Origin of the sequence: Nonomuraea sp. NPDC050547 (assembly GCF_044457345.1) — a bacterium.
Taxonomy (GTDB): Bacteria; Actinomycetota; Actinomycetes; order Streptosporangiales; family Streptosporangiaceae; genus Nonomuraea.
Window position 1 is genome coordinate 405,852 of the sequence record NZ_JBITGW010000007.1, and the last position, 24,841, is coordinate 430,692.

24 protein-coding genes are annotated in these 24,841 nt (G+C 69.2%); 18 read left to right on the top strand and 6 right to left on the bottom strand.

The annotated features are described in order from the left end of the window. Window positions 1-108: 108 nt before the first annotated feature. From ACIBHY_RS20455 to ACIBHY_RS20465, 3 genes are all read left to right on the top strand, one after another. Window positions 109-309, top strand: a complete 201-nt coding sequence (locus ACIBHY_RS20455; RefSeq protein ID WP_379611183.1) for a hypothetical protein — start codon at window positions 109-111, stop codon at window positions 307-309. A 9-nt stretch (window positions 310-318) separates the two neighbouring features. Beyond that, the gene (locus tag ACIBHY_RS20460) at window positions 319-1,794 is read left to right on the top strand and encodes an SPFH domain-containing protein (RefSeq protein WP_397247261.1); all 1,476 of its coding nucleotides are present in this window, start codon (window positions 319-321) and stop codon (window positions 1,792-1,794) included. A 121-nt stretch (window positions 1,795-1,915) separates the two neighbouring features. Continuing rightward, window positions 1,916-2,533 carry a hypothetical protein gene (locus tag ACIBHY_RS20465; RefSeq protein ID WP_397307442.1) on the top strand — a complete coding sequence of 206 codons (618 nt, stop codon included), beginning with the start codon at window positions 1,916-1,918 and terminating at the stop codon, window positions 2,531-2,533. Here the strand turns inward: ACIBHY_RS20465 and ACIBHY_RS20470 are convergent. Next, entirely contained in the window at window positions 2,523-3,461 is a 939-nt protein-coding gene (locus ACIBHY_RS20470) for a zinc-binding alcohol dehydrogenase family protein (RefSeq protein ID WP_397307443.1), read from the bottom strand. The two genes, ACIBHY_RS20465 and ACIBHY_RS20470, sit on opposite strands and share 11 nt — an antisense overlap. A gap of 96 nt (window positions 3,462-3,557) precedes the next feature. On the opposite strand from ACIBHY_RS20470, the gene ACIBHY_RS20475 reads away from it, so the two are divergent. Then, window positions 3,558-4,424, top strand: a complete 867-nt coding sequence (locus ACIBHY_RS20475) for a LysR family transcriptional regulator (protein WP_397247267.1) — start codon at window positions 3,558-3,560, stop codon at window positions 4,422-4,424. Between the two features lie 12 nt (window positions 4,425-4,436). On the opposite strand, the gene ACIBHY_RS20480 is transcribed toward ACIBHY_RS20475, so the two are convergent. Continuing rightward, the gene (locus tag ACIBHY_RS20480) at window positions 4,437-4,865 is read right to left on the bottom strand and encodes a MarR family winged helix-turn-helix transcriptional regulator (RefSeq protein WP_397247269.1); all 429 of its coding nucleotides are present in this window, start codon (window positions 4,863-4,865) and stop codon (window positions 4,437-4,439) included. A 68-nt stretch (window positions 4,866-4,933) separates the two neighbouring features. Next, window positions 4,934-5,674 carry an SDR family oxidoreductase gene (locus ACIBHY_RS20485; protein WP_397307444.1) on the bottom strand — a complete coding sequence of 247 codons (741 nt, stop codon included), beginning with the start codon at window positions 5,672-5,674 and terminating at the stop codon, window positions 4,934-4,936. A 102-nt stretch (window positions 5,675-5,776) separates the two neighbouring features. Between ACIBHY_RS20485 and ACIBHY_RS20490 the strand changes: the two genes are divergently transcribed. The 5 genes from ACIBHY_RS20490 to ACIBHY_RS20510 are packed head-to-tail and all read left to right on the top strand — an operon-like array spanning window position 5,777 to window position 10,346. Further along, entirely contained in the window at window positions 5,777-6,622 is an 846-nt protein-coding gene (locus ACIBHY_RS20490; protein WP_397307445.1) for a helix-turn-helix transcriptional regulator, read from the top strand. Window positions 6,623-6,672: 50 nt separating this feature from the next. Then, the gene (locus ACIBHY_RS20495) at window positions 6,673-7,470 is read left to right on the top strand and encodes a DUF1206 domain-containing protein (protein ID WP_397307446.1); all 798 of its coding nucleotides are present in this window, start codon (window positions 6,673-6,675) and stop codon (window positions 7,468-7,470) included. Continuing rightward, window positions 7,467-9,023 carry a phospholipase D family protein gene (locus ACIBHY_RS20500; protein ID WP_397307447.1) on the top strand — a complete coding sequence of 519 codons (1,557 nt, stop codon included), beginning with the start codon at window positions 7,467-7,469 and terminating at the stop codon, window positions 9,021-9,023. The genes ACIBHY_RS20495 and ACIBHY_RS20500 overlap by 4 nt, the downstream gene beginning before the upstream one ends. Further along, window positions 9,023-9,730, top strand: a complete 708-nt coding sequence (locus ACIBHY_RS20505) for a phosphatase PAP2 family protein (protein ID WP_397307448.1) — start codon at window positions 9,023-9,025, stop codon at window positions 9,728-9,730. The genes ACIBHY_RS20500 and ACIBHY_RS20505 overlap by 1 nt, the downstream gene beginning before the upstream one ends. Next, entirely contained in the window at window positions 9,723-10,346 is a 624-nt protein-coding gene (locus tag ACIBHY_RS20510; RefSeq protein WP_397307449.1) for a phosphatase PAP2 family protein, read from the top strand. Before ACIBHY_RS20505 ends, ACIBHY_RS20510 begins: the two co-directional genes overlap by 8 nt. 1 nt (window position 10,347) lies before the next feature. Here the strand turns inward: ACIBHY_RS20510 and ACIBHY_RS20515 are convergent, their stop codons facing one another. Together ACIBHY_RS20515 and wecB are read right to left on the bottom strand one after the other, a co-directional pair. After that, window positions 10,348-12,387: a glycosyltransferase gene (locus tag ACIBHY_RS20515; protein WP_397247282.1), complete on the bottom strand. Its 2,040-nt coding sequence runs from the start codon at window positions 12,385-12,387 to the stop codon at window positions 10,348-10,350. A gap of 73 nt (window positions 12,388-12,460) precedes the next feature. Further along, a complete protein-coding gene (gene wecB / locus ACIBHY_RS20520) occupies window positions 12,461-13,591 on the bottom strand; it encodes a non-hydrolyzing UDP-N-acetylglucosamine 2-epimerase (protein ID WP_397247284.1) in 1,131 nt (376 codons plus the stop codon). A 57-nt stretch (window positions 13,592-13,648) separates the two neighbouring features. On the opposite strand from wecB, the gene ACIBHY_RS20525 reads away from it, so the two are divergent. From ACIBHY_RS20525 to ACIBHY_RS20555, 7 genes are all read left to right on the top strand, one after another. Continuing rightward, entirely contained in the window at window positions 13,649-15,313 is a 1,665-nt protein-coding gene (locus ACIBHY_RS20525) for a glycosyltransferase family 4 protein (RefSeq protein ID WP_397247286.1), read from the top strand. A 115-nt stretch (window positions 15,314-15,428) separates the two neighbouring features. Continuing rightward, window positions 15,429-16,691, top strand: coding sequence for a nucleotide sugar dehydrogenase (locus tag ACIBHY_RS20530; protein ID WP_379611199.1), 1,263 nt, complete (start codon window positions 15,429-15,431; stop codon window positions 16,689-16,691). An 18-nt stretch (window positions 16,692-16,709) separates the two neighbouring features. After that, complete coding sequence (locus ACIBHY_RS20535) at window positions 16,710-17,798, top strand: glycosyltransferase (RefSeq protein WP_379611201.1); 1,089 nt, start codon at window positions 16,710-16,712, stop codon at window positions 17,796-17,798. A gap of 49 nt (window positions 17,799-17,847) precedes the next feature. Continuing rightward, window positions 17,848-19,647 carry a DUF4434 domain-containing protein gene (locus ACIBHY_RS20540; protein ID WP_397307450.1) on the top strand — a complete coding sequence of 600 codons (1,800 nt, stop codon included), beginning with the start codon at window positions 17,848-17,850 and terminating at the stop codon, window positions 19,645-19,647. Between the two features lie 10 nt (window positions 19,648-19,657). Then, window positions 19,658-20,314 (top strand): NUDIX hydrolase, encoded by a 657-nt coding sequence (locus ACIBHY_RS20545; RefSeq protein ID WP_397247290.1) that lies wholly within the window; start codon window positions 19,658-19,660, stop codon window positions 20,312-20,314. Window positions 20,315-21,401: 1,087 nt separating this feature from the next. Beyond that, complete coding sequence (locus tag ACIBHY_RS20550) at window positions 21,402-22,685, top strand: ATP/GTP-binding protein (protein WP_397307451.1); 1,284 nt, start codon at window positions 21,402-21,404, stop codon at window positions 22,683-22,685. Further along, the gene (locus ACIBHY_RS20555; protein WP_397307452.1) at window positions 22,685-23,305 is read left to right on the top strand and encodes an RloB family protein; all 621 of its coding nucleotides are present in this window, start codon (window positions 22,685-22,687) and stop codon (window positions 23,303-23,305) included. The genes ACIBHY_RS20550 and ACIBHY_RS20555 overlap by 1 nt, the downstream gene beginning before the upstream one ends. A 292-nt stretch (window positions 23,306-23,597) precedes the next feature. Here the strand turns inward: ACIBHY_RS20555 and ACIBHY_RS20560 are convergent, their stop codons facing one another. After that, a complete protein-coding gene (locus ACIBHY_RS20560; RefSeq protein WP_397307453.1) occupies window positions 23,598-23,867 on the bottom strand; it encodes a hypothetical protein in 270 nt (89 codons plus the stop codon). 293 nt (window positions 23,868-24,160) lie between these two features. Between ACIBHY_RS20560 and ACIBHY_RS20565 the strand changes: the two genes are divergently transcribed. Next, a complete protein-coding gene (locus ACIBHY_RS20565; protein ID WP_397307454.1) occupies window positions 24,161-24,451 on the top strand; it encodes a hypothetical protein in 291 nt (96 codons plus the stop codon). Further along, the gene (locus tag ACIBHY_RS20570) at window positions 24,448-24,750 is read left to right on the top strand and encodes a hypothetical protein (RefSeq protein WP_397307455.1); all 303 of its coding nucleotides are present in this window, start codon (window positions 24,448-24,450) and stop codon (window positions 24,748-24,750) included. Before ACIBHY_RS20565 ends, ACIBHY_RS20570 begins: the two co-directional genes overlap by 4 nt. Window positions 24,751-24,841 lie beyond the last annotated feature (91 nt).

The following is a 24,841-nucleotide window of genomic DNA, read 5'->3' on the forward strand; positions in this document are numbered from 1 at the left end:
AAATACCGCTCTAAGGCGCGCAGCCCCTGGAGGAACATTTTGCGTCGCCTATTACCGCGAATGCCTGATTGGAGTACCGTCCGGAATATCACCGACGGGGGGAGACCGATGGTCGGCAAGCAGGGACGGGTCACGGGGAGGATCGGCCCGGGTCTGGTCGGCGAGGTGATGGTCCAGGTAAGGGGCGGCGTCGAGGCCTTCTACGCCCATCCGAGCGTGGCCGACGAGGAATTCCCGGTCGGGACGATCGTGGTGGTGGTGGAGTACTTCCCGCCGCGCACGGTCTACGTGGCTCGCGCACTGGTCTAGGGAGGCCCGATGTCCCCTGAGTTCTTCATCGCCGGCGGGGGGATCCTCGTCGCAGTCGTCGTCATCATCCTGCTGTTCAAGGCCGTCTGGCGGGTCGCGGAGCCGAACGAGGCGCTGATCATCTCGGGCCTCGGCGCCCGTCGCCGCGGCGACGCTCTCGACTCGTTAGGCTTCAAGATCATCACCGGCAAGGGTACGGCGGTGCTGCCCGGCTTCCAGACCGCCAGGCGCCTGCGCCTCGACACCAGATCCGCCAACCTCCAGGTCTCCTGCGTCACCCAGCAGGGCATCCCCGTCCACATCAGGGGCGTGGTCATCTACAAGGTCGGCGATGACCTCACCTCCATCGCCAACGCCGCCCGGCGCTTCCTCGACCAGCAGGACTTCATGACGGGCGCGATCCACGAGCTGTTCACCGGCCACCTGCGCTCGATCATCGGCGGCCTCACCGTCGAGGACCTCATCCTCAACCGCGAGCGCCTGACCAGCGAGACCAGGGCCTCGGCCGCAGACGAGATGAGCAAGCTGGGCCTGATCGTCGACTCGCTGCAGATCCAGGAGATCGACGACGAGACCGGCTACATCGCCAACCTCGGCAAGCCGCACGCCGCCAAGATCGCCGCCAGCGCCCGCATCGCCGAGGCGCAGCGCGACCAGGAGGCCACCGAGGCCGAGCAGGTCGCCGCGGCCAACAAGGCGGCGGCCTGGCGCGACGCCCAGATCAAGCAGGCCTCCTACCAGGCCGAGATCGACCGCGCCCAGGCGACCTCCCGCCAGGCGGGGCCGCTGTCGGAGGCGAGCGCCCGCCAGGAGGTGGTCGTCCAGGAGACCAGGGCCGCCGAGCTGGAGGCCCAGCTGTCCGAGCAGCGTCTGCAGTCGAAGGTACGCAAGCCCGCCGACGCCAAGGCGTACGAGACGGTCACGCTCTCCCAGGCCGAACGCGACGCCCGCATCGCCCAGGCCGAGGCCGAGGCCAGGGAGACCGAGCTGCGCGCCGTGGCCCAGGCCTCCCAGGTCAAGCAGGCCGCCGCGGCGGACGCGGAGTCGGTACGGCTGCGCGGAGAGGCCGCGGGCGCGGCCACCAGGGTCGCCGGCGAGGCGGAGGCCGCGGCGGCCAAGGCGCGCGGCCTGGCCCAGGCCGAGGCGGCCAGGGCGCTGGGCCTGGCCGAGGCGGAGGCCGAGCAGGCCAAGGGCCTGGCGGAGGCGGCGGCCATCAGGGCGCGCGCCGAGGCGCTCGCCGACAACCAGGAGGCCGTCATCGCCCAGCAGCTGGCCGAGCGCTGGCCGGAGGTGGTGCAGGCGGGCGCCCAGGCGTTCGGCAACGTGGACCACATGGTGGTGCTCAACGGCGCGCAGGGCGTCGAGGAGCTCCTGGCCAAGGCGCTCACGCTGGGCGGCACCGGGCTGGGGCTGGCCCGCGCCATTCTCAACGGAGCGACGCCCAATGGAAGCGAAGAAAAACCACAAAAGCCCGTGAAACCGTAAAGGCGGGGCGTTCCGTCAACGTCGGAAAACGCGTGCTCCGATTCGTCTAGCGTGATGAAAAATGCCGCTGATGCGAATTGGGGAATTCATGCACAAGGCTTTTTCCGGAATATTTCTCATCATGGCGGTCAGCGTCGGCTGCTCCAGCGGGCAGGCCGCCGGCCCTTCCCCTTCCGCGAAGAAGCCCGTCGACGCGGCCAGGCTCGGCGCGGGGCTGCTGTCCGCGCCGAACGGCATGAGCGTCGCCTACGGCCCCGAGACCGGCGCGTACGGCTCGCTCAAGGCCACCAAGCAGGGCATGGCCGCCCTCAAGGAGGCCAAGGTGTCCGAGCCGGACTGCGCCGGGGTCGGGCAGCTCGACCCGGCCGAGCTGGGCGGAGCGCCCGCGGCCGTCGTCGCCTACTCCTCCAAGGACGGCTCCATCACCCAGGCCATCGTGGCCACCGACACCTTCCCGGAGCCGGTGCCCGCGCGGTGCGCGAAGTACCGGGCCGAGGTCGCCGGCGCCAAGGTCACCTACAGGACCGTCACGCTCAAGATGCCCGCGCGCGGCGAACGCTCGCACGCCTTCGTCACCACCGCGGTCAGCGACGGCAAGGCCGCCCAGATCTCCGCGATGGTGATCGCCAGGAAGGGCGTGGTCACCAGCCTGCTGGTCATCGGCACCAAGGTGAAGAAGGAGGGGCTGAACGAGCTCGCCCGCCTGGCCGACGAGAAGCTGGCCAGGATCACGGCCTGAGAACCACCTTCCCCACGGTACGGCGGGCCGCCAGGTCGGCCAGCGCCTGCCCGGCCCGCTCCAGCTCGTACTCCCCGCCGGTCAGCGGTCGCAGGCGGCCGGCGGCGGTCAGGGCGATCAGCTCGGGCAGAGGTCGCGCGGCGGTGCTCCCGGGCAGGCGGAGATGGGCGCCGAGCCAGTAGCCGCCCACCGAGACGTTGTGCTGGGCCAGCCGGCCGGGATCGATCGGCGACGGGTCCACGCCGCTCGACGTCCCGTACGCGATCAGGCGGCCGAACGGGGCCAGCGCGCCGAGCGCCGCGTCGAAGACCGGGCCGCCCACCGCGTCCAGGACCATGTCCACCGGGCCGCCGTCGTTGGCCGCGAGCACCCGGTCGGCGTAGCCGTCCGCCTCGCCGTCGACGGCCGCGTCCGCGCCGAACCCCATGACCAGCTCGCGCTTCTCCTTCGTGGACGCCGTGCCGATCACCCGGCCGGCGCCGAACTCCTTGGCCAGCTGGACCGTCAGGTGGCCCACTCCGCCGGCCGCCGCGTTGACCACGACGCTCTCGCCGGGCACCAGCCGCGCGGCCGTACGCAGGAGGTGCCAGGCGGTCAGCCCCTGCACCAGCAGGGCCAGCGCGGCGCCCGCCTCCATGTCGTCGGGGATCTCCACCCGCTCCGTCACCAGCGCCTTCGACGCGAACGCGGCGCCGGCGAAGGCGAGCACCCGGCGTCCGTCCGGCGTACGGCCCACCACCTCGCCGCCCGGCACGAACGGCAGCTCGGGTGGCTGGTAGCTGCCGCTCAGCCGGCCGAGGTCGGCGAAGTTCACGCCCGCCGCCTCGACGTCCACCAAAGTCTGGCCGGGGCCCGGCACCGGGTCGGGGATCTCGGCCAGGGTCAGCACCTCGGGTCCGCCACGCCGTTCCGCACGCATCGCTCTCATGGCCTCGACGTTAGGAGAGGGCCGTCCGCGTAGCCAGCAGGTGGTGTTCGCGGGAGTGGCGGAATGTATGAACGTCCTTCATATGTTGTCGCCGCCGTGAACGATCTGAGCGCGGCCGAGCTCCGCGTGCTCGTCGCCGTGGACGGCGAGGGCAGCGTGTCGGGGGCAGGCGTGCGGCTCGGCCTCACGCAGTCGGCGGTCTCGCACGCCCTGCGCGCGGCCGAGCGGAAGATGGGCGCGGTGCTGTTCCGGCGCGGGCGCGGCGGGGCCACGGCCACCGCGGCGGGGTCGGCGGCGGTCGGCCACGCGCGGCGCATCCTGCGGCTCATGGAGGTCATGCGGACCGACACCCACACCGCGGCCCACGGCGAGGCCACCGGGACCATCCGGCTGGCCGCCTTCAGAAGCGCGGCCTTCCATCTCCTGCCCGGGGTGCTGGTGCGGTTCGGGCGGCGGCACCCGCGGGTGACCGTGGACGTGCGGATCGTGCCCGACCTCGGGCGGGGGATCGCGGGGGAGGTCGCCGACGGGCGCGCGGACGTAGGGGTGGTGTCGCTGCCGGTGTACGTGGACGGCCTGGTCGGCAAGGAGCTGTACGCGGAGCCGTACGTGCTGGCCCATCCGTCGGGGCACCCGGACCCGCGCGCGCTGCCGATGATCGACTGGCACGAGAACTGCTCCGGCGAGACCAGGCGGTGGCTGGCGGCGCAGGCGTGGATCCCGCCCGGCGACATCACGGTCGAGGACGACGGGGTGGCGATGTCGATGGTCGGGCACGGGCTGGGGGCGGCCATCGTGCCCCGGCTGTCGGCCGTGGGGGCGCCGCCGAACGTGGCCACGGCGGAGCTCGGGGAGGGGGCGCCGCTGCGGCGGGTGGGGTACGTGACCACCCGCGAGCTGGGCGGATCTTCGGTGGTCAGGGATCTGCTCGCCGAACTGCGCTCGATCAGGCCCGTCTCCTGACGCCCCGGGAGCTCAGGTGGTGCGGTGCATGGAGGCGCGCAGGGCGGTGACGGTGTCGGCCAGGCCCTCCTTGGCGGCTCTGTCCAGGGCGGCGGTGAGGGTTTCCTCGTAGGTCGGGGCGGCGCCGTCCTTCCTGGCGCGGCCCTCGTCGGTGATGAGGGTGTAGACGCCCCGCCGGTCCTGGTCGCAGAAGTCGCGGCGGCTCAGGCCGCTGTTCTCCAGGCGGCCCACCAGGCGCGTCACCGAGCTCTGGTTGAGGCCCAGCAGGTCGGACAGTTCCTGCATGCGCAGGGAGCCGCCGTCGGCGAGCGACAGGTGGCACAGCGCCCGGTACTCCGACAGGCCGAGGCCGTGCTTCTGCAGGGCGGCGGCCACCTCGTGTTCGACCCTGGCGTGCAGGCGGATCACGCCCACCCACATGTCGTCGTCGTCCGTCGCCATCAGGCGCCTCCCTCCGTGCGGAACCCCATTGTACATGCACATACAGAATATGCATGTACATAGAAGATCTACACCTGGCGGGTCGGCACCACGGTGATCTCCGGGAGGCTCACGTGGATCGGGCGGCTGACCGCGAAGGCCACGACCTCCGCCAGGTCGGCGGCGGCCAGCGGGTCGATCTTCGTCTTCATGTCCTCCAGCCAGGCCGTTCCCAGCTCGGAGGCGGACAGCAGTTCGGTGACGACGACGCCGGGTTCGAGGTTGGTGACGCGGATGTTCCTGGGTGCCAGCTCGTTCCGGAAATTTCGTGACAGGTGGCTGACCGCGGCCTTGGTGGCCGCGTAGACCGCCGCGCCCGGCTCGATCCTGGCGGCCGCGATCGAGGAGATGTTCACCAGGTCGGCGGGCCTGCCCGCGTCGGCGGCGGCCTGGAGGTCGGGCAGGAACGCGCGGAAGACGTGGAGCAGACCGGCGACGTTCACGTCGAGCTGGCGCCGCCACTCCAGAGGCGTATCCGGTCCCGGTGTGTCGAGCAGGCCGGGGAGGAGGATTCCGGCGGCGTTGACGACGAGGTCGGCCCGGCCCAGTTCTTCGGCGATGCGGCTCCTGGCGGCCTCGACCTCGGCGGGGTCGCTCACGTCGGCGGCCACGGCGAGGGCCCGGTCGCCGATCTGGTCGCGGAGCGCTTCGACGCGCTCCTTCCTGCGGGCCACGAGCGCGACCCGGGCGCCCCGCTCGGCGAGTTCGACGGCTACGGCGGCGCCGATGCCCGATGAGGCGCCGGTGACGACGGCGATGCGGTTGTCCATGGCTCTCATCCTGGGAGGACGCCGATGGGGTAACCAGGACAGCGCCGAGGGTGGTACTCGCAGGGTCAGGCGCCGCGCGGGGAAATGTCCGACAATGGGGTCATGGCCAATGACCTCGGGGAGTTCCTGCGATCGCGCCGCGCCAGGGTGCGGCCCTCCGACGCCGGCCTGCCCACGTACGGCGAGCGCCGCCGGGTGGCCGGGCTGCGCAGGGAAGAGGTCGCAGTGCTCGCCGGGGTCAGCGTGCCGTACTACGTCCGGCTGGAGCAGGGGCGGGCGGGCAACGTCTCCGCCGAGGTGCTGAACGCCGTGGCCCGCGTGCTCGGCCTGGACGACATCGAACGCGCCCACCTGCACGACCTCGCCCGTCCGGCGAGCGGCAAGGCGGTGAAGGCCCCGGTGGAGCGGGTTCGTCCCACACTCAGGCGGGTGCTCGACTCCATGCCCGACATCCCCGCCTTCGTCATGGGCCGCAGGACCGACATGCTGGCCTGCAACCGGCTGGCCGCCCTGCTGTTCTGGAATCGGCCCACTCCGCCGGACGGCCCGTTGAACTGCGCCCGCCTGGTCTTCCTCGACGAGCACACCAGGACCCTGTTCCGCGACTGGGAGCACAAGGCCCGCGAGACGGTGGCGTTCCTGCGGCTGGACGCGGGCCGCCATCCCGGCGACCGGGAGCTGGCCGCGCTGGTGGGCGAGCTGTCGGTCAGGAGCGCGGACTTCCGCCGCCTGTGGGCCGAGCACGAGGTCCGGGAGCGCTCGGCCGGGCGCAACATCCTTGACCACCCGCTCGCCGGCGAACTGGTGCTCGACTACGACAGCCTGCGGCCGGGCGAGCAGGGCGACCAGGTTCTGGTCACCTACCTGGCCGAACCGGGCTCGCGTACCGAGGAGGCGCTGAGGTTTCTGGCGAGCTGGCACGCGGCGGAGGCCGTCAACGAGGTCTAAGCGGGATTTTTCCGGGCACTTGGGGGTCTCAACGACCCTCAGGAGGAACGGTGAGCCAGGCAGAGGCCGCGGCCCGCCAAGCGGCCGACAGTCCCGCCATGGTACGGCTGGCCCGCATCGGGCTCGCCTGCCGTGGCGTGCTCTATGGCCTGATCGGAGTGCTCGCCGTCCAGATCGCACTGGGCGACGGCGACCGGGAGGCCGACAAGAATGGCGCCATCGGCATGATGGCCGACCTGCCCTTCGGGGCCGTGATCCTATGGATCATGGTCGTCGGCTTCGCCGCGCTGGCGCTCTGGCAGTTGTCGGAGGTGTTCTTCGGCAGCAGGAAGGCCCTGGACCGCGCCGAGTCGGCAGGCAGGGTGGCGGTGTACGTGTTCATCGTCTTCACGCTGCTGACCGTGCTGCTGTCCGGGAGCGCGAAGTCGGAGGACAAGAAGTCGCAGGACGTCACCGGCGACCTGCTCGCGCTGCCCGCCGGGGCGGTCATCGTCACCGCCATCGGGCTCGGGTTGGTCGCGCTGGGCGCGTACTGGGTGTACCAGGGTGTCAAGAAGAAGTTCCGCGAGGAACTGGACATCGGCCGGATGCCGCCGCGCGCCCGCAAGGTCATGGACCGCCTGGGCTTCGCCGGATACGTCGCCCGCGGACTGATCGCCGGACTGGCCGGGATCTTCGTGGTCCAGGCGGCGCTCACCTTCGACCCCGACAAGGTCAGCGGCATCGACGGCACGCTCAGGGCCTTCGCCAAGACCCCGGCCGGCCCGTGGCTGCTCGTGGTGGTCGCGCTCGGGCTGCTGCTGTTCGCCGGCTACTGCTTCGGGGAGTCGCGCTGGCGCCGGACATGAGACTCGACGACTGGTTCCTCACCGAGGACGAACGCGGGAACCCCGGGACCAAGCTCGGAGCCTGGACCCGGGGCAACCTCGTCCGCCCGCTCATCCACGGCGCCACCTACTTCGCCGAACTCCGGGACCGCCTGGCCGCCCTGGGCCGCGACGACCTGCTGCTGTTCGCCGACTGGCGTGGCGACCCGGACGAGCGCCTGGCCGAGGACGGGCCGGCCATCGCGAGCGCGATGGCCGCGGCGGCGGAGAGGGGCGCGCTGGTCCGGGGTCTCATCTGGCGTTCGCACCTGGACTTCCTGCGCTTCAGCGCCGAGGAGAACCGCCACCTGGGCGAGCGGGTCGAGGCCGCCGGCGGCCAGTGCCTTCTCGACACCCGCGTACGGCACGGCGGCTCCCACCACCAGAAGTTCGTCATCCTGCGCCACGACCGCGACCCGCGACGGGACGTGGCCTTCGTCGGCGGCATCGACCTGTGCCACAGCCGCCGCGACGACGCCACCCACCGGGGCGACCCGCAGGCCACCCCGATGCCCGGCGCGTACGGCGCGCGCCCGCCCTGGCACGACGCCCAGGCGGCGATCAGCGGCCCGGCGGTGGCCGAGGTGGAGAAGGTCTTCTGCGAGCGCTGGGAGGATCCGGCGCCGGAGACCCGCCACCCGCTCAGGCGCCTGCGCGACCGCCTGAGCAGCATGGACAACGCGCCCCCGCTGCCCGAGCCGGGCCCGCCGCCGGAGCCCGCGGGCACCCACGCGGTGCAACTGCTGCGGACCTACCCGCATCTGCGCAACGCCCTGCCGTTCGCGCCGGAGGGCGAGCGTAGCGTGGCGCGGGCCTACCTCAAGGTCCTGGCCCGCGCGCGTTCGCTGGTCTACCTGGAGGACCAGTACCTGTGGTCCACGGAGGTCATCGAACCGTTCGCCGAGGCGCTGGAGCGCGAACCCGGCCTTCACATGATCATCGTGGTGCCGCGCCACCCCGACCAGGACGGCTGGCTGGCCGGCCCGGCCAGCCTGATCGGCCGCGCGGAGGCGCTGGACCGGCTGACGCGCGCGGGGGACGGCCGCATCGCCGTCTACGACCTGGAAAACCACGAGAGCACGCCCGTCTACGTGCACGCGAAGGTCTGCGTGGTGGACGACGTCTGGGCCACGATCGGCTCCGACAACGTCAACCTGCGCTCCTGGACGTTCGACTCCGAGCTGAGCTGCGCGGTGGTCGACGAGGAGCACGACCCGCGCCCGCCCGCCGGCGCGCGGCGTTTCGCCCGCGACCTGCGCCTCACGCTGGCCGCCGAGCATCTGGACCGCGACGAGGACGACGTGCTCGACCTGTGCGATCCGAAGGCGGCCTTCGACGCGTTCGCCGAGTCCGCCGCGCGTCTGGACGCCTGGCACGAGAACGACCGGCGCGGCCCGCGCCCGCCGGGCCGCCTGCGCCGCCATGGCCGTCCCGATCTGGGGCGGGTGAGCAAGGCGCTGGCGATGCCCCTCTACCGTCTCGTCGTCGATCCGGACGGCCGGCCGCCGCGGCTGCGCCGTACCAAGGACTTCTGATGCCCCGGCTCGGTCTCAGGCTCACGCTCGCCGTCGTCGTCGCCCTCTGCGCGGGTGCGCTCTTCGCCGCGCTGGCCCTGCTGGTCGAGGCGGCCTTCCCGCCGCTGTGGCACCTCGACCGAGCCACCGCGTACGGCCTGCACGCCGTCGCCACGGCCAACCCGGAGCTGACCCGGTGGATGCTGACCTGGACGGACGTGTTCGGTCCCTGGCCGTGGCGGCTGGCGGTGATCACGGCCGCGGCGTGGCTGGCCTGGCGGGGCGCCACCCGGCCGGCGGTCTGGGCGATGGTCACGATCACCGCGGGCGGGGTGCTCGGCCTGCTGCTGAAGATCGTCATCGGCCGGATCAGGCCGGAGCTGCCCGACCCGGTCTCGACCGCGCCCGGCGAGGCGTTCCCCTCCGGGCACGCGCTGACCGCCACGCTCGGCGCCGGGGTACTCGTGCTGCTGCTCCTGCCTCGGCTGCGCGGGGCGGGCAAGGCGCTGGCGTGGGGGATCGGGGCGTTCCTCGCGGTGTCGGTGGCCGCCACGCGCGTGGCGCTCGGCGTGCACTGGGTCAGTGATGCGGTGGGCGGGGTGCTGCTCGGCCTGCTGGTGGTCGCCGCCACGACGGCGGCGTTCGAGGGCTGGCGCCGCGACATGGGGAAGGAGCCCGCCGAGCCGCTGGTCGAAGGCGTGGAACCGGAGGGGGTGCGACGTGCGTGACGTGGTAACCCGGTTATGGCCGGCCGTCGTGTGGCTGTCGCTGATGACGGCGGCGACGTTCGCGCTGGGGGAACTGGTCGAGCGTTCCGACTGGGCCGAGCCCGGCGTCATGGCGGACATCGCCGCCGAGCGCGTGCCGCTCCTGGATCAGGCCACCCGCATCGGCAGCAGCCTGTCCGACACCCCGGTCATCGTGGTGCTCACCGCGCTGGCGGTGATCGGGTTCCGGCTGGCGACGGAGCGCTGGCGGGAGTCGGTGTTCCTGGTCGCGGCCGTCTGGTCGCAGTCGCTGGTGTTCCTGGCGACCAGCGCGCTCGTGGCCAGGAGCCGTCCGCCGGTGGCGCGCCTGGACGCCGCGCCGCCGACGAGCAGCTGGCCGTCCGGGCACGTCAGCGCCGCCGTCTGCTTCTACGGCGGCCTGGCCGTCCTGCTGGCGATCCATCTGCACGGGCACCGGGTGCTGTCCGGGCTGGTGTGGGCGATGGGCGCCGGGCTGCCGCTGATCGTGGCGGCCTCCCGGCTCTACCGGGGCATGCACTACGTCACCGACGTGGTGTGGGGGCTGGTGCTCGGGGTGTTCTGCCTGGCGGTGATGATCCGCCAGGTGCTCAGATGACTCAGATGAGCACGTGCGGGCCGGGGTGGCCGACGAAGGAGAACTGGGCGTTGCGGGTCAGCTTGATGTGGTCGGCCTGCCAGGTGTGCATGCTGGCGTCGGCGCTGCGCCAGTAGACGAAGTTGAAGCGGTCGGCCGAGTAGATCTTGACGCCGTCCTCCTTCAGGCGGCGGACCAGGTGGGTGTCCTCGCCGCGGGTGATGTCGGCGAAGGGGTAGGCGCGGAACATCTCGGCCTTGCCCAGGAACGTGCCGCCCTGGACGAGGAAGGAGTAGCGGTGCTCCAGGCCGGGCAGGCGGAGCATCGTGGTGTTGGAGCCCTCGAAGTAGCTGTAGTGCGCGCCCTTGCCGACGAGCTGGGCGTCGGTGTAGTCGAAGGCGCGGGCCAGGTCGGACAGGTAGTGCTCGCCGTACAGGTTGTCGTCGTCCATCTTGGCGATCAGCTCGCCCTCGGCGGCCGCGATGCCGAGGTTCATGCACGCGCCGAGCGACAGCTCAGCGGCGGCCGGCAGCACGGTCACGTCACTGATGCCCGCCATGCGCGCCTTGTCGGCCACGACGACGGGGTCGATGTCGAGGCCGTGCAGCACCATCACGAGCTGCAGCGGGCGGTGGATCTGCTTGGCCACCGAGGAGATCGCGTGCTCGATCTGCGAGGCGCGGTTGGTGGGCAGCACGACCGAGATCGAGCGCTCCCGGGCGCTGACCGGGCGGCCCAGCAGCCGCAGCAGCTGGTCGACGCGGTGGGAGAACAGGTGCTTGTCGAACACCTCCCGCATGGCCAGGTGGCCCATGCGGGCGCGCAGCTCGGGGCTGTTGATGAGGTGCAGCACCTGGTTGTAGGACTCGATCGGCTCGCGGGCGATCGGGATCAGCTCGCCGAACGTCTCCTCGATCGCGCGTGACCAGCCGGTGACGACCGGGGTGGAGCAGGCCGACAGCTCGAAGACGCGGCGCGCGCACATGGTCGGGGAGTCGAGCACGGAGTTGACGTTGAGGAAGACCTTGTACATGCGGTACGCGGCCAGCATCTGGTCGTAGGGGAGTTCGCCGACGATGTGCGGGCGGTACTTCTCCGGCCAGGCGTACTTCTCGTCCACCTCGCCGTTGCGGGCGAAGATGTGCAGGCCCAGCTCGCGTACCGGGTCGAGGACGGTCTCCATCTGCTCGCGGCGCTCGGGGTGCTTGTCGCGGAAGTACATGCCGGCGAAGACCACGTCGTGCAGGCGGCCCTGCTTCTGCTGGATCGGGTTGTGCACGCGGGGCTGGGCGGCGAACTGCAGCACGTCCACCCGGTCGTGTCCCAGTGTTTCCCGATATTTCGGCAGCATGTCGCCGTCGCAGGTGAACACGTAGTCGAACAGCTTGGCCGTGTCGATGAAGAAGTCGAAGTTCGGCGGGTCCTCCTTGTTCCAGAAGACCGTGGGGATGCCCTCCTGCTTGCACCAGGCCACCAGGTCCCGCAGCGGGTCCTTGGGAGCGTTGGTGCCGGTCATCTGGTAGCGCCAGCGGCCCTGGTTGCCGTGCCAGGCCGACTCGCAGAACAGCAGGTCGGGCCGCTTCTCGGCGAAGATCTCCGGCCAGTCCTTGAGTCCGAACTCGATCTGGTCCCACTCGTAGCGGAAGGCCATCCGGGAGAAGTCGTCCAGGATCACGGCCACGCGCAGGTCGGGGCGGTTCACCGGGCCCGCCGGCCACTTGATCGCGGGCACGTCGACCAGCGGCGGGCGCTTGCCCGCCTGCTCGATGATCTCGGTCACCGCCTGCTCGGGCGCCTTAGGCGCCTTGTCGTGCGAGCGGACGGCCTTGATGATCTGCCCCGGGCTCTTGGCGCCGAGGGCCTCGCCCAGCTTGAACGTCCGCTTGGCCTGCGTGGCCTCCAGCTTCCATCCGGCGTAGGCGGCCTTGGCCTCGGCGATCTCCAGCCGTCGCCGCAGCTCCCTGATGTCGGCCTCGTAGCGCTCGATGAGCTTGCGCTCCTCCGGGAGCCAGTTGACGGGACCGAGCCGCTGGTAGGTCGGCTCTTCTGGGGTTTCGGCCATGGTGCTCGCCTATCGCTTCGCGGGGTCAGTCGATGGTACGGCTGCGCCGTACCCCTTGTCCGGGTTTGTGGGGTTATTCGCCCCGAGTGCCCTGCGCGGCCGGAGACAGGTTGTCCCCCTTGAGCCACGCGGCCACGACCCGGGCGATCCGCGGGCCGGCGGCGCCGTCCCACAGGGGCGGCAGCTCGCCCGCGGGCGTCGCCGCGCCGTCGGCCAGCGCCTTGTCCGCGGCGGCCGGCAGCGAGGCCGGGGTGACCAGGCGGTTGGTGCCGTGGGTGATGGTGACCGGGCGCTCGGTGTTGGGCCGCACGGTCAGGCACGGGACGCCGAGCATGGTCGTCTCCTCCTGCACGCCGCCCGAGTCGGTCACGACCAGCGCGGCCCCGCGTACCAGCGAGAGGAACTCGACGTAGCCGAGCGGGTCCACGACCTTGACCGCCGGGCCGTCCACGAGACCGGCCTCGGCCAGCCGGGTACGCCCGCGCGGGTGGATCGGCACGACGAGCGGGATGCGCTCGGCCACGGACAACACGGAGTCGACCAGTTCCTTGGCGGCGGCCGGGCTGTCGACGTTGGCCGGGCGGTGCAGCGTGGCCACGGCGTAGCGCTCCGGCAGACCGAGCCGCGCCACGATCGGCGCGGGGTCCAGCCTGGGCAGCGCGGAGAAAAGGCTGTCGATCATCGGGTTGCCGACGAAATGCACCTTCTCCGGCGCGACGCCCTCGCGCGCGAGGAACTGCAGCGCGTCCGGCGAGGTGGTGAACAGCAGGTCCGACAGCGAGTCGGTGACGATCCTGTTGACCTCCTCCGGCATGCCGCGGTCGAACGAGCGCAGGCCCGCCTCGACGTGCGCGGTACTGATGCCGAGCTTGGCCGCCACCAGGATCGCGGCCAGCGTGGAGTTGACGTCGCCGTAGACCACGACCAGGTCGGGATCGTGCTCGGTGAAGACCTCTTCGAGGCCGATCAGGAGCGCCGCGGTCTGCTTGGCGTGGGTGCCGGAGCCGACGGCCAGGTTCGCGAGCGGGTCGGGCAGCGCGAGGTCGCGGAAGAAGACGTCCGACATCAACTCGTCGTAGTGCTGACCTGTATGGATGATGCCCTGACGCACACCGAGTTCGCCGAGTGCTCGGACCACCGGGGCGGCCTTCACGAAGTTGGGCCGGGCGCCCAGAACGTGAAGGACCAGGGGGTTCTCCCTCATTGACCTCGCCTTTCATTGCGAAACAGGGAAAAACGTTGCCTATGGTACGGTCACCGCGTGGTATCCGACGCCAGACGCAAGGTTTCCGCCAAGTCGGCCCGTGCGGGCGTCAGCGGACTACTCAAGGGCTTCGTCCAGCACCCGATCATCGTCTCCCGCGTCGTCGTGACGAAGGTGAAATCGGATCCGGTGCGGGTCGCCCAGGCCGCCGCGGACGCGCTTCCGCCGGTGCTGCGTCCCATCGTGGGCAAGGTCGCCTGGCCCGCCGCGCGCAAGGTGCGCTGGGCGGTGCGGAAGATCAGCATGCGCGCGGTCCAGGCCCCGTGGAACGAGGCAAAGGCGCACTGGGAGGCCGGCCGGATCACCGAAGCCGCCCTGGTGCTCGATCCCCACGTCAAATACCCCTTCGTCAAGCGCAGGGCCGCCTACTACCGGGGCGAGCTGGCCGCGATCAGCCCCGATCCGATCCCGCCGAAGCCGGCCGTGACGATCGGGGAGCGGGTCGCCGGGCGGGTGCTGCACTGCGTCACCAACGCCCTGCCGTACACGCAGGCCGGCTACACCGTGCGTACCCACCGCATCGTCACCGCGCAGAAGGCCGCCGGGCTCGACCCGCACGTCGTGACCAGCTGGGGCTGGCCGATGCTGCAGGGGCACGCGGACGCGACGCCGTTCGACGAGGTCGACGGCATCCCGTATTACCGGCTTCTGCCGGACGGGCGCGGCGAGATGCCCTTCGAGACGACCGGGCGGATCATCAGGGGCGCCGACGAGGTGACCCGGCTGGTCGAAAAGTTGCGGCCCCAGGTTCTGCACGCGGCGACCGACCATCGCAACGGCTCGGTGGCCCACGCCGTACGTCAGCGGACGGGTACGCCCTTCGTCTACGAGGTACGCGGGTTCCTGGAGGAGACCTGGGTCTCGCGTGACCCCGACGTGCGTACCGGGAGCCAGCGCGCGGTGCTGCAGCGCGAGCGCGAGGCGTTCCTCATGCGCGAGGCCGACGCGGTCGTCACGCTCGCCGAGACGATGGCCACCGAGATCGTCGAGCGTGGAGTGCCGCGGGAGAACATCTACCTGGCGCCCAACGCCGTGGACGACTCACTGCTGAACGTCTCCTACGACGGCGGCGCGTTCCGCCGGGACATGGGGATCGCCGACGGCGAGATCGTGGTCGGCTCGGTCTCCAGCATCGTCGGTTATGAGGGCTTCGCCACCCTGCTGCGGGCGGCGGCGTACCTGCGCGACCAGGGCACTCCGGTGCGCGCGCTGATCGTCGGCGACGGCAGCGAGCGGGAGAACCTCCTCGAACTGGTCAAGGAGCTGCGCCTGGACAGCGCGATCCTGCCCGGACGGGTCGATCCTGAAGAAGCGCTGAAAGCTCAGGCGGCGATCGACATCTTCGTCTGCCCGCGGGAGGACCTGCGGGTTTGCCGACTCGTTACGCCATTGAAACCCGTCGAGGCGATGGCGCTCGGGAAGCCCGTCGTACTCAGCGATTTGCCCGCTCTGTCCGAGCTTGTCGGCTCGGACGGCGCCGGTCTGCTCGTGCCGCCCGGAGACCCGGAAGAGCTCGCCAAGGCGCTGGCCGCGCTCCGTGAGGACCCCGCCAGACGTGCTGAGATGGGTGAGGCGGGACGGGCTGAAGTGGCCGCCAAGCGGACCTGGAGCCGCGTTGCCGAGACTTATCGAACGCTCTACCGATCCCTAGACGAACGATGACCCGGGATTTGCCTGCCGGTTGTGACGGGTTCGCTCGCATTAGGCGTGAGCTGAGTGGACTTGAGATAACCTTTGCGACCATGAAGTGTTGTTTCCGGCTCGCCAAGGTACAGCTGTGACAGAAATCGACTTGGCTGTCATCGGCCTGGGATACGTCGGCATGCCACTGGCCAAGGAGGCCGTGGCGGCTGGACTGCGGGTCGTCGGCGTCGACGTCGACCCCCGCAAGGTCGACGCGCTCAACGCCGGTCAGTCCTACATCGATGACCTGACGGACGCCGATCTCGAGCACATGCTGGACAACGGCTTCAGCGCCACGCTCGACGAGTCCGTGCTGGCCAAGAGCAACACCATCGTCATCTGCGTGCCCACCCCGCTGGACGAGGACCACCGCCCGGACCTGTCCGCGGTCGAAGGCGCCACCGGCACGGTCGCGCGCAACCTCACCAAGGGCACGCTCGTCGTGCTCGAGTCCACGACCTACCCGGGCACCACCGACAACGTCGCCCGCCCGCTGCTCGAAACCTCGGGTCTCATCGCCGGTCAGGACTTCCACCTGGCCTTCTCGCCCGAGCGCATCGACCCGGGCAACCCCAAGTTCGGCCTGCGGAACACCCCGAAGGTCGTCGGCGGCTACACCACGCCGTGCCGCGACCGCGCCGCCGCGTTCTACGCGCAGTTCATCGAGCAGGTCGTGCCCGTCAGCGGCACCCGCGAGGCCGAGATGGCCAAGCTGCTCGAGAACACCTACCGGCACGTCAACATCGCCCTCGTCAACGAGATGGCGATCTTCTGCGACGAACTCGGCATCAACCTCTGGGAAGCCATCGAGGCGGCGGCCACCAAGCCGTTCGGGTTCCAGAAGTTCCTGCCGGGACCGGGCGTCGGCGGGCACTGCATCCCCGTCGACCCGTCCTACCTTTCGTACACGGTACGCAAGCTCGGCTACCCCTTCCGGTTCGTCGAGCTGGCCCAGGAGATCAACGAGCGGATGCCGTCCTACGTGGTGGCCCGCGCGCAACGCCTGCTGAATCGGCATAAGAAGGCCGTGAACGGCGCCAAGGTCGTCATGCTTGGTGTGACCTACAAGGAAGACATCGCCGACGAGCGGGAGACGCCGGCCCTGCCGGTGGCGAGGGCCCTGCTGGAACTGGGCGCAGACCTCTCCTACGTCGACCCGCACGTCAAGGAATGGCTCGTGGACGGCACTCCGGTGCCGCGTGAGGAGGATCTGGCCCAGGCCGTAGTGGAGGCGGACGTGACCCTGCTGCTGCAGAAGCACGCCGCTTTCGACCTCGGGATGATCGAGGAGAAGGCCCGGCTCGTGCTGGACACCCGCGGTGTGCTCACCGAGGGTGAACGCGTCGAGCGGCTGTAGCGACGGAGGCTGCGCGCAGTGCACGTGCTCGTCATGACGGTGGTGCATCACCCCGAGGACGCCAGGATCCTGCACCGGCAGATCCGTGCGCTCGTCGATGCCGGTCATGAGGTCACGTACGCCGCGCCGTACACGGCGCGCGGAGTCGTTCCCCGCTCCTGGGTGAACAGCGTCGACCTGCCGCGCGCCGCCGAGCGCAAACGGATCTCGGCCGTGCTGGCCGCCCGCAAGCTGTTCAAGCGGATGCGGGCCAAGGTCGACCTGGTGCTGATCCACGACCCCGAACTGCTCTTCGCGGTCTGGGGCGTGCGCAAGCGCCCGCCCGTGGTCTGGGACGTGCACGAGGACACGCCGGCGACGCTCTCCCTCAAGCACTGGCTGCCGTCGTTCCTGCGCCCGCCGGTCCGCTTCTTCGCCAGACTCCTCGAGGGTACGGCGGAGCGTCACCTTCACCTGCTGCTGGCCGAGACCGCGTACGCGGGCCGGTTCAAGCACGCCCACCTGATCGTGCCCAACGAGACGTGGGTGCCCGACACCGTCACCGCCCCCGGCGACGACCGGGTCGTCTACCTCGGCTGGCTGTCGTGGGCACGCGGCGTACGCGAGGCCGTCGAGGTGGCCCGCATCCTGCAGCCGTACAAGGTGGCGGTCGAGCTGATCGGCTACGCCGACCCGCAGAGCCGTCCCATGCTCAACGAGGCCGTGGCGGAAGGCGTGCTCGAATGGCGCGACTTCATGCCCAACGACGAGGCGCTCAAGCGGCTCGACGGGGCGCTGGCCGGGCTCTCGCTGCTCCACGACGAGCCCAACTACCGCCACTCCATGCCGACGAAGATCGTGGAGTACATGGCGCACGGCATCCCCGTGATCACCACCCCGTCGCCGCGCGCGGTGGAACTGGTGGAGCGATACGACAGCGGCGTCGTCGTGCCGTGGCAGGACCCCAAGGCCGTGGCCCAGGCGGTGCTGACGCTCCGCGACGACGTGCGCGAACGGCAGGGCCAGGGCGCCCGCGGCTACGCGGCCGCCCGCGCCAACCACCACTGGCCGAACTCCGCCAAGCGGTTCGTGGCCCAGCTTGAGGCGTGGGCCGGGGTGAAGAAGTAGCTCTGGCTGTTTATTTCCGGCACATCACGAGGGCGGTAGGTTCCTGAACGTGCGCTGGCTCCTCGTCCTCCTGGGCGTAGCGGTCCTCGCCGCGGTAGCGGCCGTGGTCATCGTGCTGCCCTCCTCCTCGGAGAAACCGATCAAGACCAGCAGCAAGCCGGTCGCGAGCCCCACCAAGGAACAGCCGACGCCCCAGGTCTCCGAGTTCAGCGACCCGTGCGGCACCTTCGACACCGACGAGAAGTACACCTACGCCGTCACCGGCTACTGGATCATGCCGAAGTCGAACCCGTGCACCTGGCGCCACCAGTTCCAGGAGATCCACCGGGTCGGCGGCGACACCGTCATCAGGATCGGGTACGGCATGCAGTACCGGCCGATCGACGACCAGGGCCGCATCCTGCGCCGCGACAACAACCAGGTCGACGACCTCTACGCCGACTGCGTCGAGAACGGCAGGACCTGCCGGCAGGCCGCGGACGACGACCTCAAGAAGTTCAACCCGGGCAACCGCATAGCCAGGACCTTCGTCTACCGGACCGACGAGTCGTACAGCACGAGCATTTTCCGCTGCACCGACGTGGAACGGACCATCAAGGTCGGCAAGCGCGTCTACTTCCGCCTCATCGCGCCCATGGGCGGCGCCTCCGACGACGCGAGCTGCAACTTCGACGAGCCCGGCAAGTACGACCTGATCCTCGTCGCCGCGTCGGCGGAGGACAGCCTCACCCAGCTCCTCAAGCTGGGCGACCAGTTCGGCGTGCGCGTCTTCCCCGCGCTGCCGCTGGCCCCGCGCGACCAGAAGACCCCGACCAGGGCCAACCCCGCCCACATCGGCGCCCTGACCACGCTCACCCGCCGCATCCTGCAGGACTACGGCGCCCGCTTCGAGGGCCGCGCCGCGCTCGGCGGCGTCTACCAGCCCTTCGAAGTGCAGATGGGCGCCACACTGACCAGCAACCCCACACTCCAGGTGTACGCCGACCAGCATGACATCGTCGAACAGGAGCTTCCCGACAAGCCCATCCTGATCAGCCCTTACCTGGACGCCAGAAAGCGGGTCGGATTCGGCCAGACACCGTTGCAGGTCGCCGAGGCGTTCAAGGCGCTGGCCAGGACCGGCGTCGGCATCATCGCGCCGCAGGACAGCCGGGGCACCGGCAAGGTCGGCCTCTTCTGGCCCGATCAGCGCGGCGACGAGGTAGACCCCCGCCTGCGGCCGCTCGTGGGCGAGAGCACGTACGGCGACACCTACCACGGCTCCACCCGCGACTACTACCGCGAGATGTCCATCGCACGCGAGCAGATGCTCGCCGAAGGCTTCAAAGTGGACCTCTGGGCCAACGTCGAAGCCTTCGAACCCTCCGGCGACCAGCCCTGCACCCCGCAGGGCACCCGCGGCAAGACCGACAAGAAGCGCCTCGACCAGGCCGTGACCATGGCCGGCCGCTACGTGCAGAAGGTCGTCTCCTACATGTGGAGCGACTACATGACCTGCGGCGACCCTTCCCTGGAGAAGGAGATCATCAAGGATTACGCCCGCCCCATCGTCGTCGACGCCATCCGCCGCAACCGCGACATCCAGGACGGCATGGAGGTACGCGGCTACAACCTCGAAGGCGGCAGCGTCACCGTCGAGTGGAGCGGTGGCACCAAGGACCTCGACATCGCGGGCGTGGGCTGGCTGGACAAGGTCCCCCAGGACGCCAGCCTCGCCGAAGGCCTGCAGACCGCGTGGGTACCCTTCGACTGGTCGCAGGTGCCGCCCGGGGAATGGATCCGCATCGGGGTGAAGCTCCCCTCCGGACAGGCGGCGACGGAACCGCTTCGGGTCCGGATCAGCGTGTAACGTGCGGAGCATGGTGCCGAGCGTCCCGGTGAGCGTGGACCTGGTCGTGCTCACGGTGCGCTGCCAGGCATTGAGCGCGCTGGTCTGGCGCCGGGACAACCCACCCTTTCTCCGGCGATGGTCGCTTTCGGGCGGCTTCATCCAACTGGACGAGGACCTGCCGGACGCGGCCCGCCGGATCCTGGCCGAACGCGCCGGCCTGCCGGGCGCGCCCGTGCACCTGGAGCAACTGCAGACGTACGGCTACCCGGACCGGGACCCGAGACAGCGTGTGCTGAGCGTGGCCTATCTCGGCCTGGCGCCCGACCTGCCCGCGTCGGAGAAGGCGCACATGGCGTGGATCCCGGCGGCCGAACTGACCGTGATGGCCTTCGACCACAGACGCATCATGCTGGACGCGATCGAACGGGCACGGGCGAAACTGGAGTACACGTCGCTGGGAGCGGCCTTCTGCCCACCGGAGTTCACGGTGGCGGACCTGAGACGGGTGTACGAGATCGTGTGGGGCAGACTCCTGGACCCCCGCAACTTCCACAGAAAGGTCACCAAGGCGGAGGGCTTCCTGCTGGAAACCGGCGCCACCACCACCCGGGACGGCGGCCGCCCGGCCAAACTCTACAAACGCGGCCCAGCCGAACTCCTTCATCCCCCGATGCTGCGCTCCTAAAGGCAAGGACTTCGCTCCGCTCAGACGCTCCTCCAGGTCCACCCGTTGCCCAGCTGGGGTGTTGACCAGCTGACACCCACCCCGCCACAAAGGTGGTCGCTTCGCTCCCGCGTTTCTCCAGTCGGGCCGGGGGCCCGACCCCTGAAGGACTTCGCTTCGCTCAGGCGCTTTCTCAATGGGCAAGCCCAGGCACGGCCAGTTGGATACGGGCTGTCGTCCTGGATCCCGTCTCCGCAGGCAACCGACGTGCCACCTTTGGCCGGTGGGAGGAAACGGCGCAGGGCATGATGGCTGAACCTAGGAGTCATGGACTCGCTGCTAAGTCGGCGGACATCGGCGGAGGAGGCGTACTGATGGGGTACCGGCCCATGACCATGACCGAGCTCGGTGCCCGGCTCGCAGCCGCCGAGGACAACCGGATTCGCTGGAAGCTCGTATGGGAGTTTCTTGAGGAGTACCGGTGGGAGGAACCGGAGTGCCAGTTGCCGCTGCTGCGGGACGAACCCGAACCGGTCGGGATGAGCGCTGGGATGTCCTGCTGGCCGCATTGGCTGAGCACCTGGCGGCTCGGCACGACGCGGCTCCGCCGGAATGGACGGTGTCGCGAGTCCTGCGGACACCATGGTTCGTCTCTGAACTTCCGTCGAAGCGGGCTGAGGCACTCGTGCGGGCGCCGGCGGCGTTCCGCAAGCACGGCGTGTTTCTGGCTGGCAGCGACCTGGAAGCAGCATGACGTCAGACGGACTGCTCGGACGCGCGGAACGGGAGCAGGCGTTTACGGCGCTGGTTCCCGGAGCAAACCGGCACCCTACATATCGCTGTGACTCCCACCTCCACCGTTGACCAGCTGACACCCACCCGGGCACAAAGGACTTCGCTTCGCTCAGGCGCCTTCCCAAGAGCAAGCCCGGGGCACAGTCAGAGAAGCGCGCGACTCCCGCCACCTGCCTGCCTTTCACCCTTCAAGTCCACCAAATACCAGGTGGTGAAACCGAGCAGGGTGCAGCCTAACTGCTAACTGAGCCATGTTTTCGTGCGATCTTTACGAAGACAGCCCTGTGTCGACGTCACCGGCGCAAGATAGGGTGTGAACGTGTTGATCAGGTTTGCGGCTGCCAACTACCGTTCGATCAGTGAACCCATCGAGCTCTCTATGGTTGCGATCGATAGAGATCGCGAAGAGGCGCGTCCGGTCTCGCTGCTCGGGGAGAGCCTTCTGCCGATAGCGGCGATCTACGGGCCGAATGCCTCAGGCAAGTCGAACGTGATCGACGCGCTCGTGTGGTTGCGCGATGCCGTGCGGCACTCTCTGCGCATCTGGGACGACGAGATTCCGATCGAGCCGTTCGCCTTCGGAGATGGCCCGGTCACCCCGAGCAGCTTCAGCGTCGAGATCGCGATCAAGGGCGTGCGATTCGAGTACTTGCTTGAACTGGATCGCGAGCGGGTCGTCTACGAAGGGCTCTTCCACTACCCGGAGAAGAAACGCCGGAGAATCTTCGAGCGAGAGGAAATGGAGCTGAAGCTCCAGCGAGGACTCGGGGGTCTGTCCGGCACGCGGGAACTGATGACGCAGCGTACCTTGGCGCTTTCTGTCGCGCGGAGGTTCGACGAGCCGCTCGTCACGGACTTCGCCGCGAGTTTCATGAGAATGCACGTCCTTGGGCAAACGGCCAGGCACCGAATGCGTGGCCTGGCGCACGGCGGGGCTCCGCTCTCGACCCTTCGCTGGTTCGAGCAGCCTGGCGATCAGCTCTCGCTGTTCGGGGAGAGTGAGCTTGATGCCGGGATCATCGGAGGTCGCGAACAAGCGCTCTCGCTGCTGCGGCTCGCCGATCTCGGCATCGAGGACGTGATCATAGAGGACCAGGACGAGAGCTATCCCGAGGTCACGGGACGCGCTCGACGCCGGTTTCGCCTGCTCCACAGAACGCTGAATGAAACCATGCCGTTCGAATGGCATGCCGAATCAGAAGGCACCAGGACGTGGTTCGCACTCATCGGCCCTGTTCTGACCGCGCTCAGGTCGGGCACCGCCGTTCTCTTTGACGAGCTTGATGCGAGTCTGCATCCGACTTTGTCCGCCGAGCTGCTCCGCATCTTCCACAGCCCGGTGACCAACCCGCGCGGCGCCCAGCTCGTCTTCACGTCTCACGACGCCAGCCTGCTGAATTCTCTGAACAGGGACGAGGTGTGGCTGACGGAAAAGCGCCCGGACGGTTCTACTCGTCTCGGCGCGCTGGCCGACTTCGCGGGAGAGCGAGTACGGAAGTCGCAGAACCTCGAGAACGCCTATCTGCACGGAAGGTTTGGCGCGCTTCCCCAAGTGGATCAGTCCGCGCTGCTCCGCGCGCTTGGGCTGATCGGCTGATGGGCGCGAAGGGGCGGCCGAAAGGCGGCAGGCCGCTGCGGCGGCAGGCGGAAAAGCGCCCCGAGCTCCGCACCATTGTGGTCTTCTGCGAAGGCCGGAATTCGGAGCCCGACTACATCAACGGCCTGAAAAGGCTTGCGCACATAGCCGAGAACACCGCGCTCAGCATCCACATCCATCCCGATCATGGCGTTCCGCTGACGCTGGTCCGCAGGGCGGTGGAGTACAACAAGGATCCGGAAGTGGATGAATGCTGGTGCCTCTTTGATGTTGAATGGCCCCTGAATCATCCTAACCTCGCTCAGGCCGTCAATCTGGCGAAGTCCAACGACATCAACCTCGCGATATCCAATCCGTGCTTCGAGATCTGGTTACTGCTGCACCATCAAGCTTGCGGCGCCTTCATGGACACCGAGTCTGCGGAACGGTCATCGCGGAGGTTGGATGGGAGACCCGGCAAGAGTATCGACGCAGAGACGTACATGCCCATGCGGAAAAAGGCTGCGCGTCATGCCGAGAGGCTCGACGTCCGACATGATCTGAACGGAACCGTCTTCCCGCACGACAATCCGTCTTCTGGGATGTACAAGTTCCTGTGGAGTCTGGAGGGCAAGGACTGAGGTGTCATCTTCGCCGGCTGCAGATCACCTTCTGGTCCAAGCTCTACGGTGAAACCGGGGTCGGCTTTGGGCGGTCAAGAGGTGAGCCGAGACCGGTTGCTGGAGTCCGCTCGTGCGGTGGCGGTGGCGATGCTGGTCCAAGCGATCAGGCGGGCCAGGCCGATGGCGAGGGTGCGGTGGTGGTTGATGGCAGGGGCACGAGTGAGTTCGTGGGTGTCCCGCCGGCGCCAGGCGCAGACCGGACTCACTCGCGACAACTCCGTCACCACAGGACCGAATGCGTCGGCCGCATCTATGTGACGGTGTAGAAGAGCGAGTACTGGCTGCCGGAGCCGTTGAATTTCGCCTCTCGCTGGCCCTGGCCTTGCTCGGATGCTCTGACCGTGTGCGTTCCGAGGCTGTCGTCCGGATCGATGGTTTCGTTGTCCTCGTCGAACAGTTCAATGGTCATGGTGTCCTGATTCAGGGTGAAGCTCTTGGAGACCGTGACCGTGTGTCCTGGTGAAATCGGGACCACGCCGGAGTTCGGCCATGCGCGCGAGCCGTTTACCTTGATGTACACTTCGTCCTCCTCGCTGTCCTCTGTGCGAAGACATGAGAGATGCGTCAGGTTAACCGAGGTCATGACGGAATTCCTTTCCTTGCGTGCTGGCTATGGGCCCTTGTCCGACGGTGGAATACCCTGCACTCGCGAGAGCGACGCCCACGGAACACGACTATCGAATCGAGTCGAATAAGAAGTGGCCGCTGCTTGACTGTCGGTCTTCACCTGGGAGCGCTGCTTGACCTGGCAAAAGCTCTAGCCGAACCAAAGCAGATGGACCCCGGTATCGTCTTGGTCGGGAAGGACGGTGTATGAGGCAGAGGACGCCGCAGGAGAAGAAGCTTCTGAGCTACGCCAAGAACCGCCGCAACGCTTACGGCGAGAATGACAAGAGTTCTCGCAAGAACATCCGCCGCAACAAGCGCATCCCCCACCGGGCCAACAGGCACCGGGCCCACCAGATCCTGGAGGCCGCCATCGGCGCTGTGGACAAGGTCGCAGAGGAGCGGGTCGAGCTGCGTGTCGGGCGGCGGCGGCCCAAGGAGTGGCGGAAGGTGGCGGACGTTCCGCTGGGGGAGATCGTGCGGGCCAGGCTGCCGTGAGGAGTACGCACACGATCGAGATGGGACCTGGCGTGGTCGTCAAGCGCTACAGGTCCGTCGAGCATGGGCAGCCGGAGCGGGAGTGGCGGGCGCCGGGGTTGCTCGATCGGTACGCGCCGGGGCTGGCGCCCGCGCCGGTGAGCGCCGATCTGGACGGCGCACCGCCGAGCGTGGTGATGTCCTGGGTCGCCGGCTCGGCGGTGGACGAAGCTGTCGAGGGCGCTCTGGCCGACGCGCTGTTCTGGCTGCTGCGCACCCGCGCGGAAACCCAGGCGGAGCGGATGCTCGCCTTGCTCTAGTGGTCGCGCCCGTTAATTCGTCGGGGGTCGCTGGTGGTGCCAGGCTGTTGTGTCGCCGAGATAGAGGCCGCAGGCGCAGTCGAGGGCTTCC

Excerpts from the sequence above, each read along its gene's own strand:
- ACIBHY_RS20455 (WP_379611183.1), top strand. The coding sequence starts at position 109 with ATGGTCGGCAAGCAGGGACGGGTCACGGGGAGGATCGGCCCGGGTCTG.
- ACIBHY_RS20460 (WP_397247261.1), top strand. The coding sequence starts at position 319 with ATGTCCCCTGAGTTCTTCATCGCCGGCGGGGGGATCCTCGTCGCAGTC.
- ACIBHY_RS20465 (WP_397307442.1), top strand. The coding sequence starts at position 1,916 with ATGGCGGTCAGCGTCGGCTGCTCCAGCGGGCAGGCCGCCGGCCCTTCC.
- ACIBHY_RS20470 (WP_397307443.1), bottom strand. The coding sequence starts at position 3,461 with ATGAGAGCGATGCGTGCGGAACGGCGTGGCGGACCCGAGGTGCTGACC.
- ACIBHY_RS20480 (WP_397247269.1), bottom strand. The coding sequence starts at position 4,865 with ATGGCGACGGACGACGACGACATGTGGGTGGGCGTGATCCGCCTGCAC.
- ACIBHY_RS20485 (WP_397307444.1), bottom strand. The coding sequence starts at position 5,674 with ATGGACAACCGCATCGCCGTCGTCACCGGCGCCTCATCGGGCATCGGC.
- ACIBHY_RS20490 (WP_397307445.1), top strand. The coding sequence starts at position 5,777 with ATGGCCAATGACCTCGGGGAGTTCCTGCGATCGCGCCGCGCCAGGGTG.
- ACIBHY_RS20500 (WP_397307447.1), top strand. The coding sequence starts at position 7,467 with ATGAGACTCGACGACTGGTTCCTCACCGAGGACGAACGCGGGAACCCC.
- ACIBHY_RS20505 (WP_397307448.1), top strand. The coding sequence starts at position 9,023 with ATGCCCCGGCTCGGTCTCAGGCTCACGCTCGCCGTCGTCGTCGCCCTC.
- ACIBHY_RS20515 (WP_397247282.1), bottom strand. The coding sequence starts at position 12,387 with ATGGCCGAAACCCCAGAAGAGCCGACCTACCAGCGGCTCGGTCCCGTC.
- wecB (WP_397247284.1), bottom strand. The coding sequence starts at position 13,591 with ATGAGGGAGAACCCCCTGGTCCTTCACGTTCTGGGCGCCCGGCCCAAC.
- ACIBHY_RS20545 (WP_397247290.1), top strand. The coding sequence starts at position 19,658 with ATGGTGCCGAGCGTCCCGGTGAGCGTGGACCTGGTCGTGCTCACGGTG.
- ACIBHY_RS20555 (WP_397307452.1), top strand. The coding sequence starts at position 22,685 with ATGGGCGCGAAGGGGCGGCCGAAAGGCGGCAGGCCGCTGCGGCGGCAG.
- ACIBHY_RS20565 (WP_397307454.1), top strand. The coding sequence starts at position 24,161 with ATGAGGCAGAGGACGCCGCAGGAGAAGAAGCTTCTGAGCTACGCCAAG.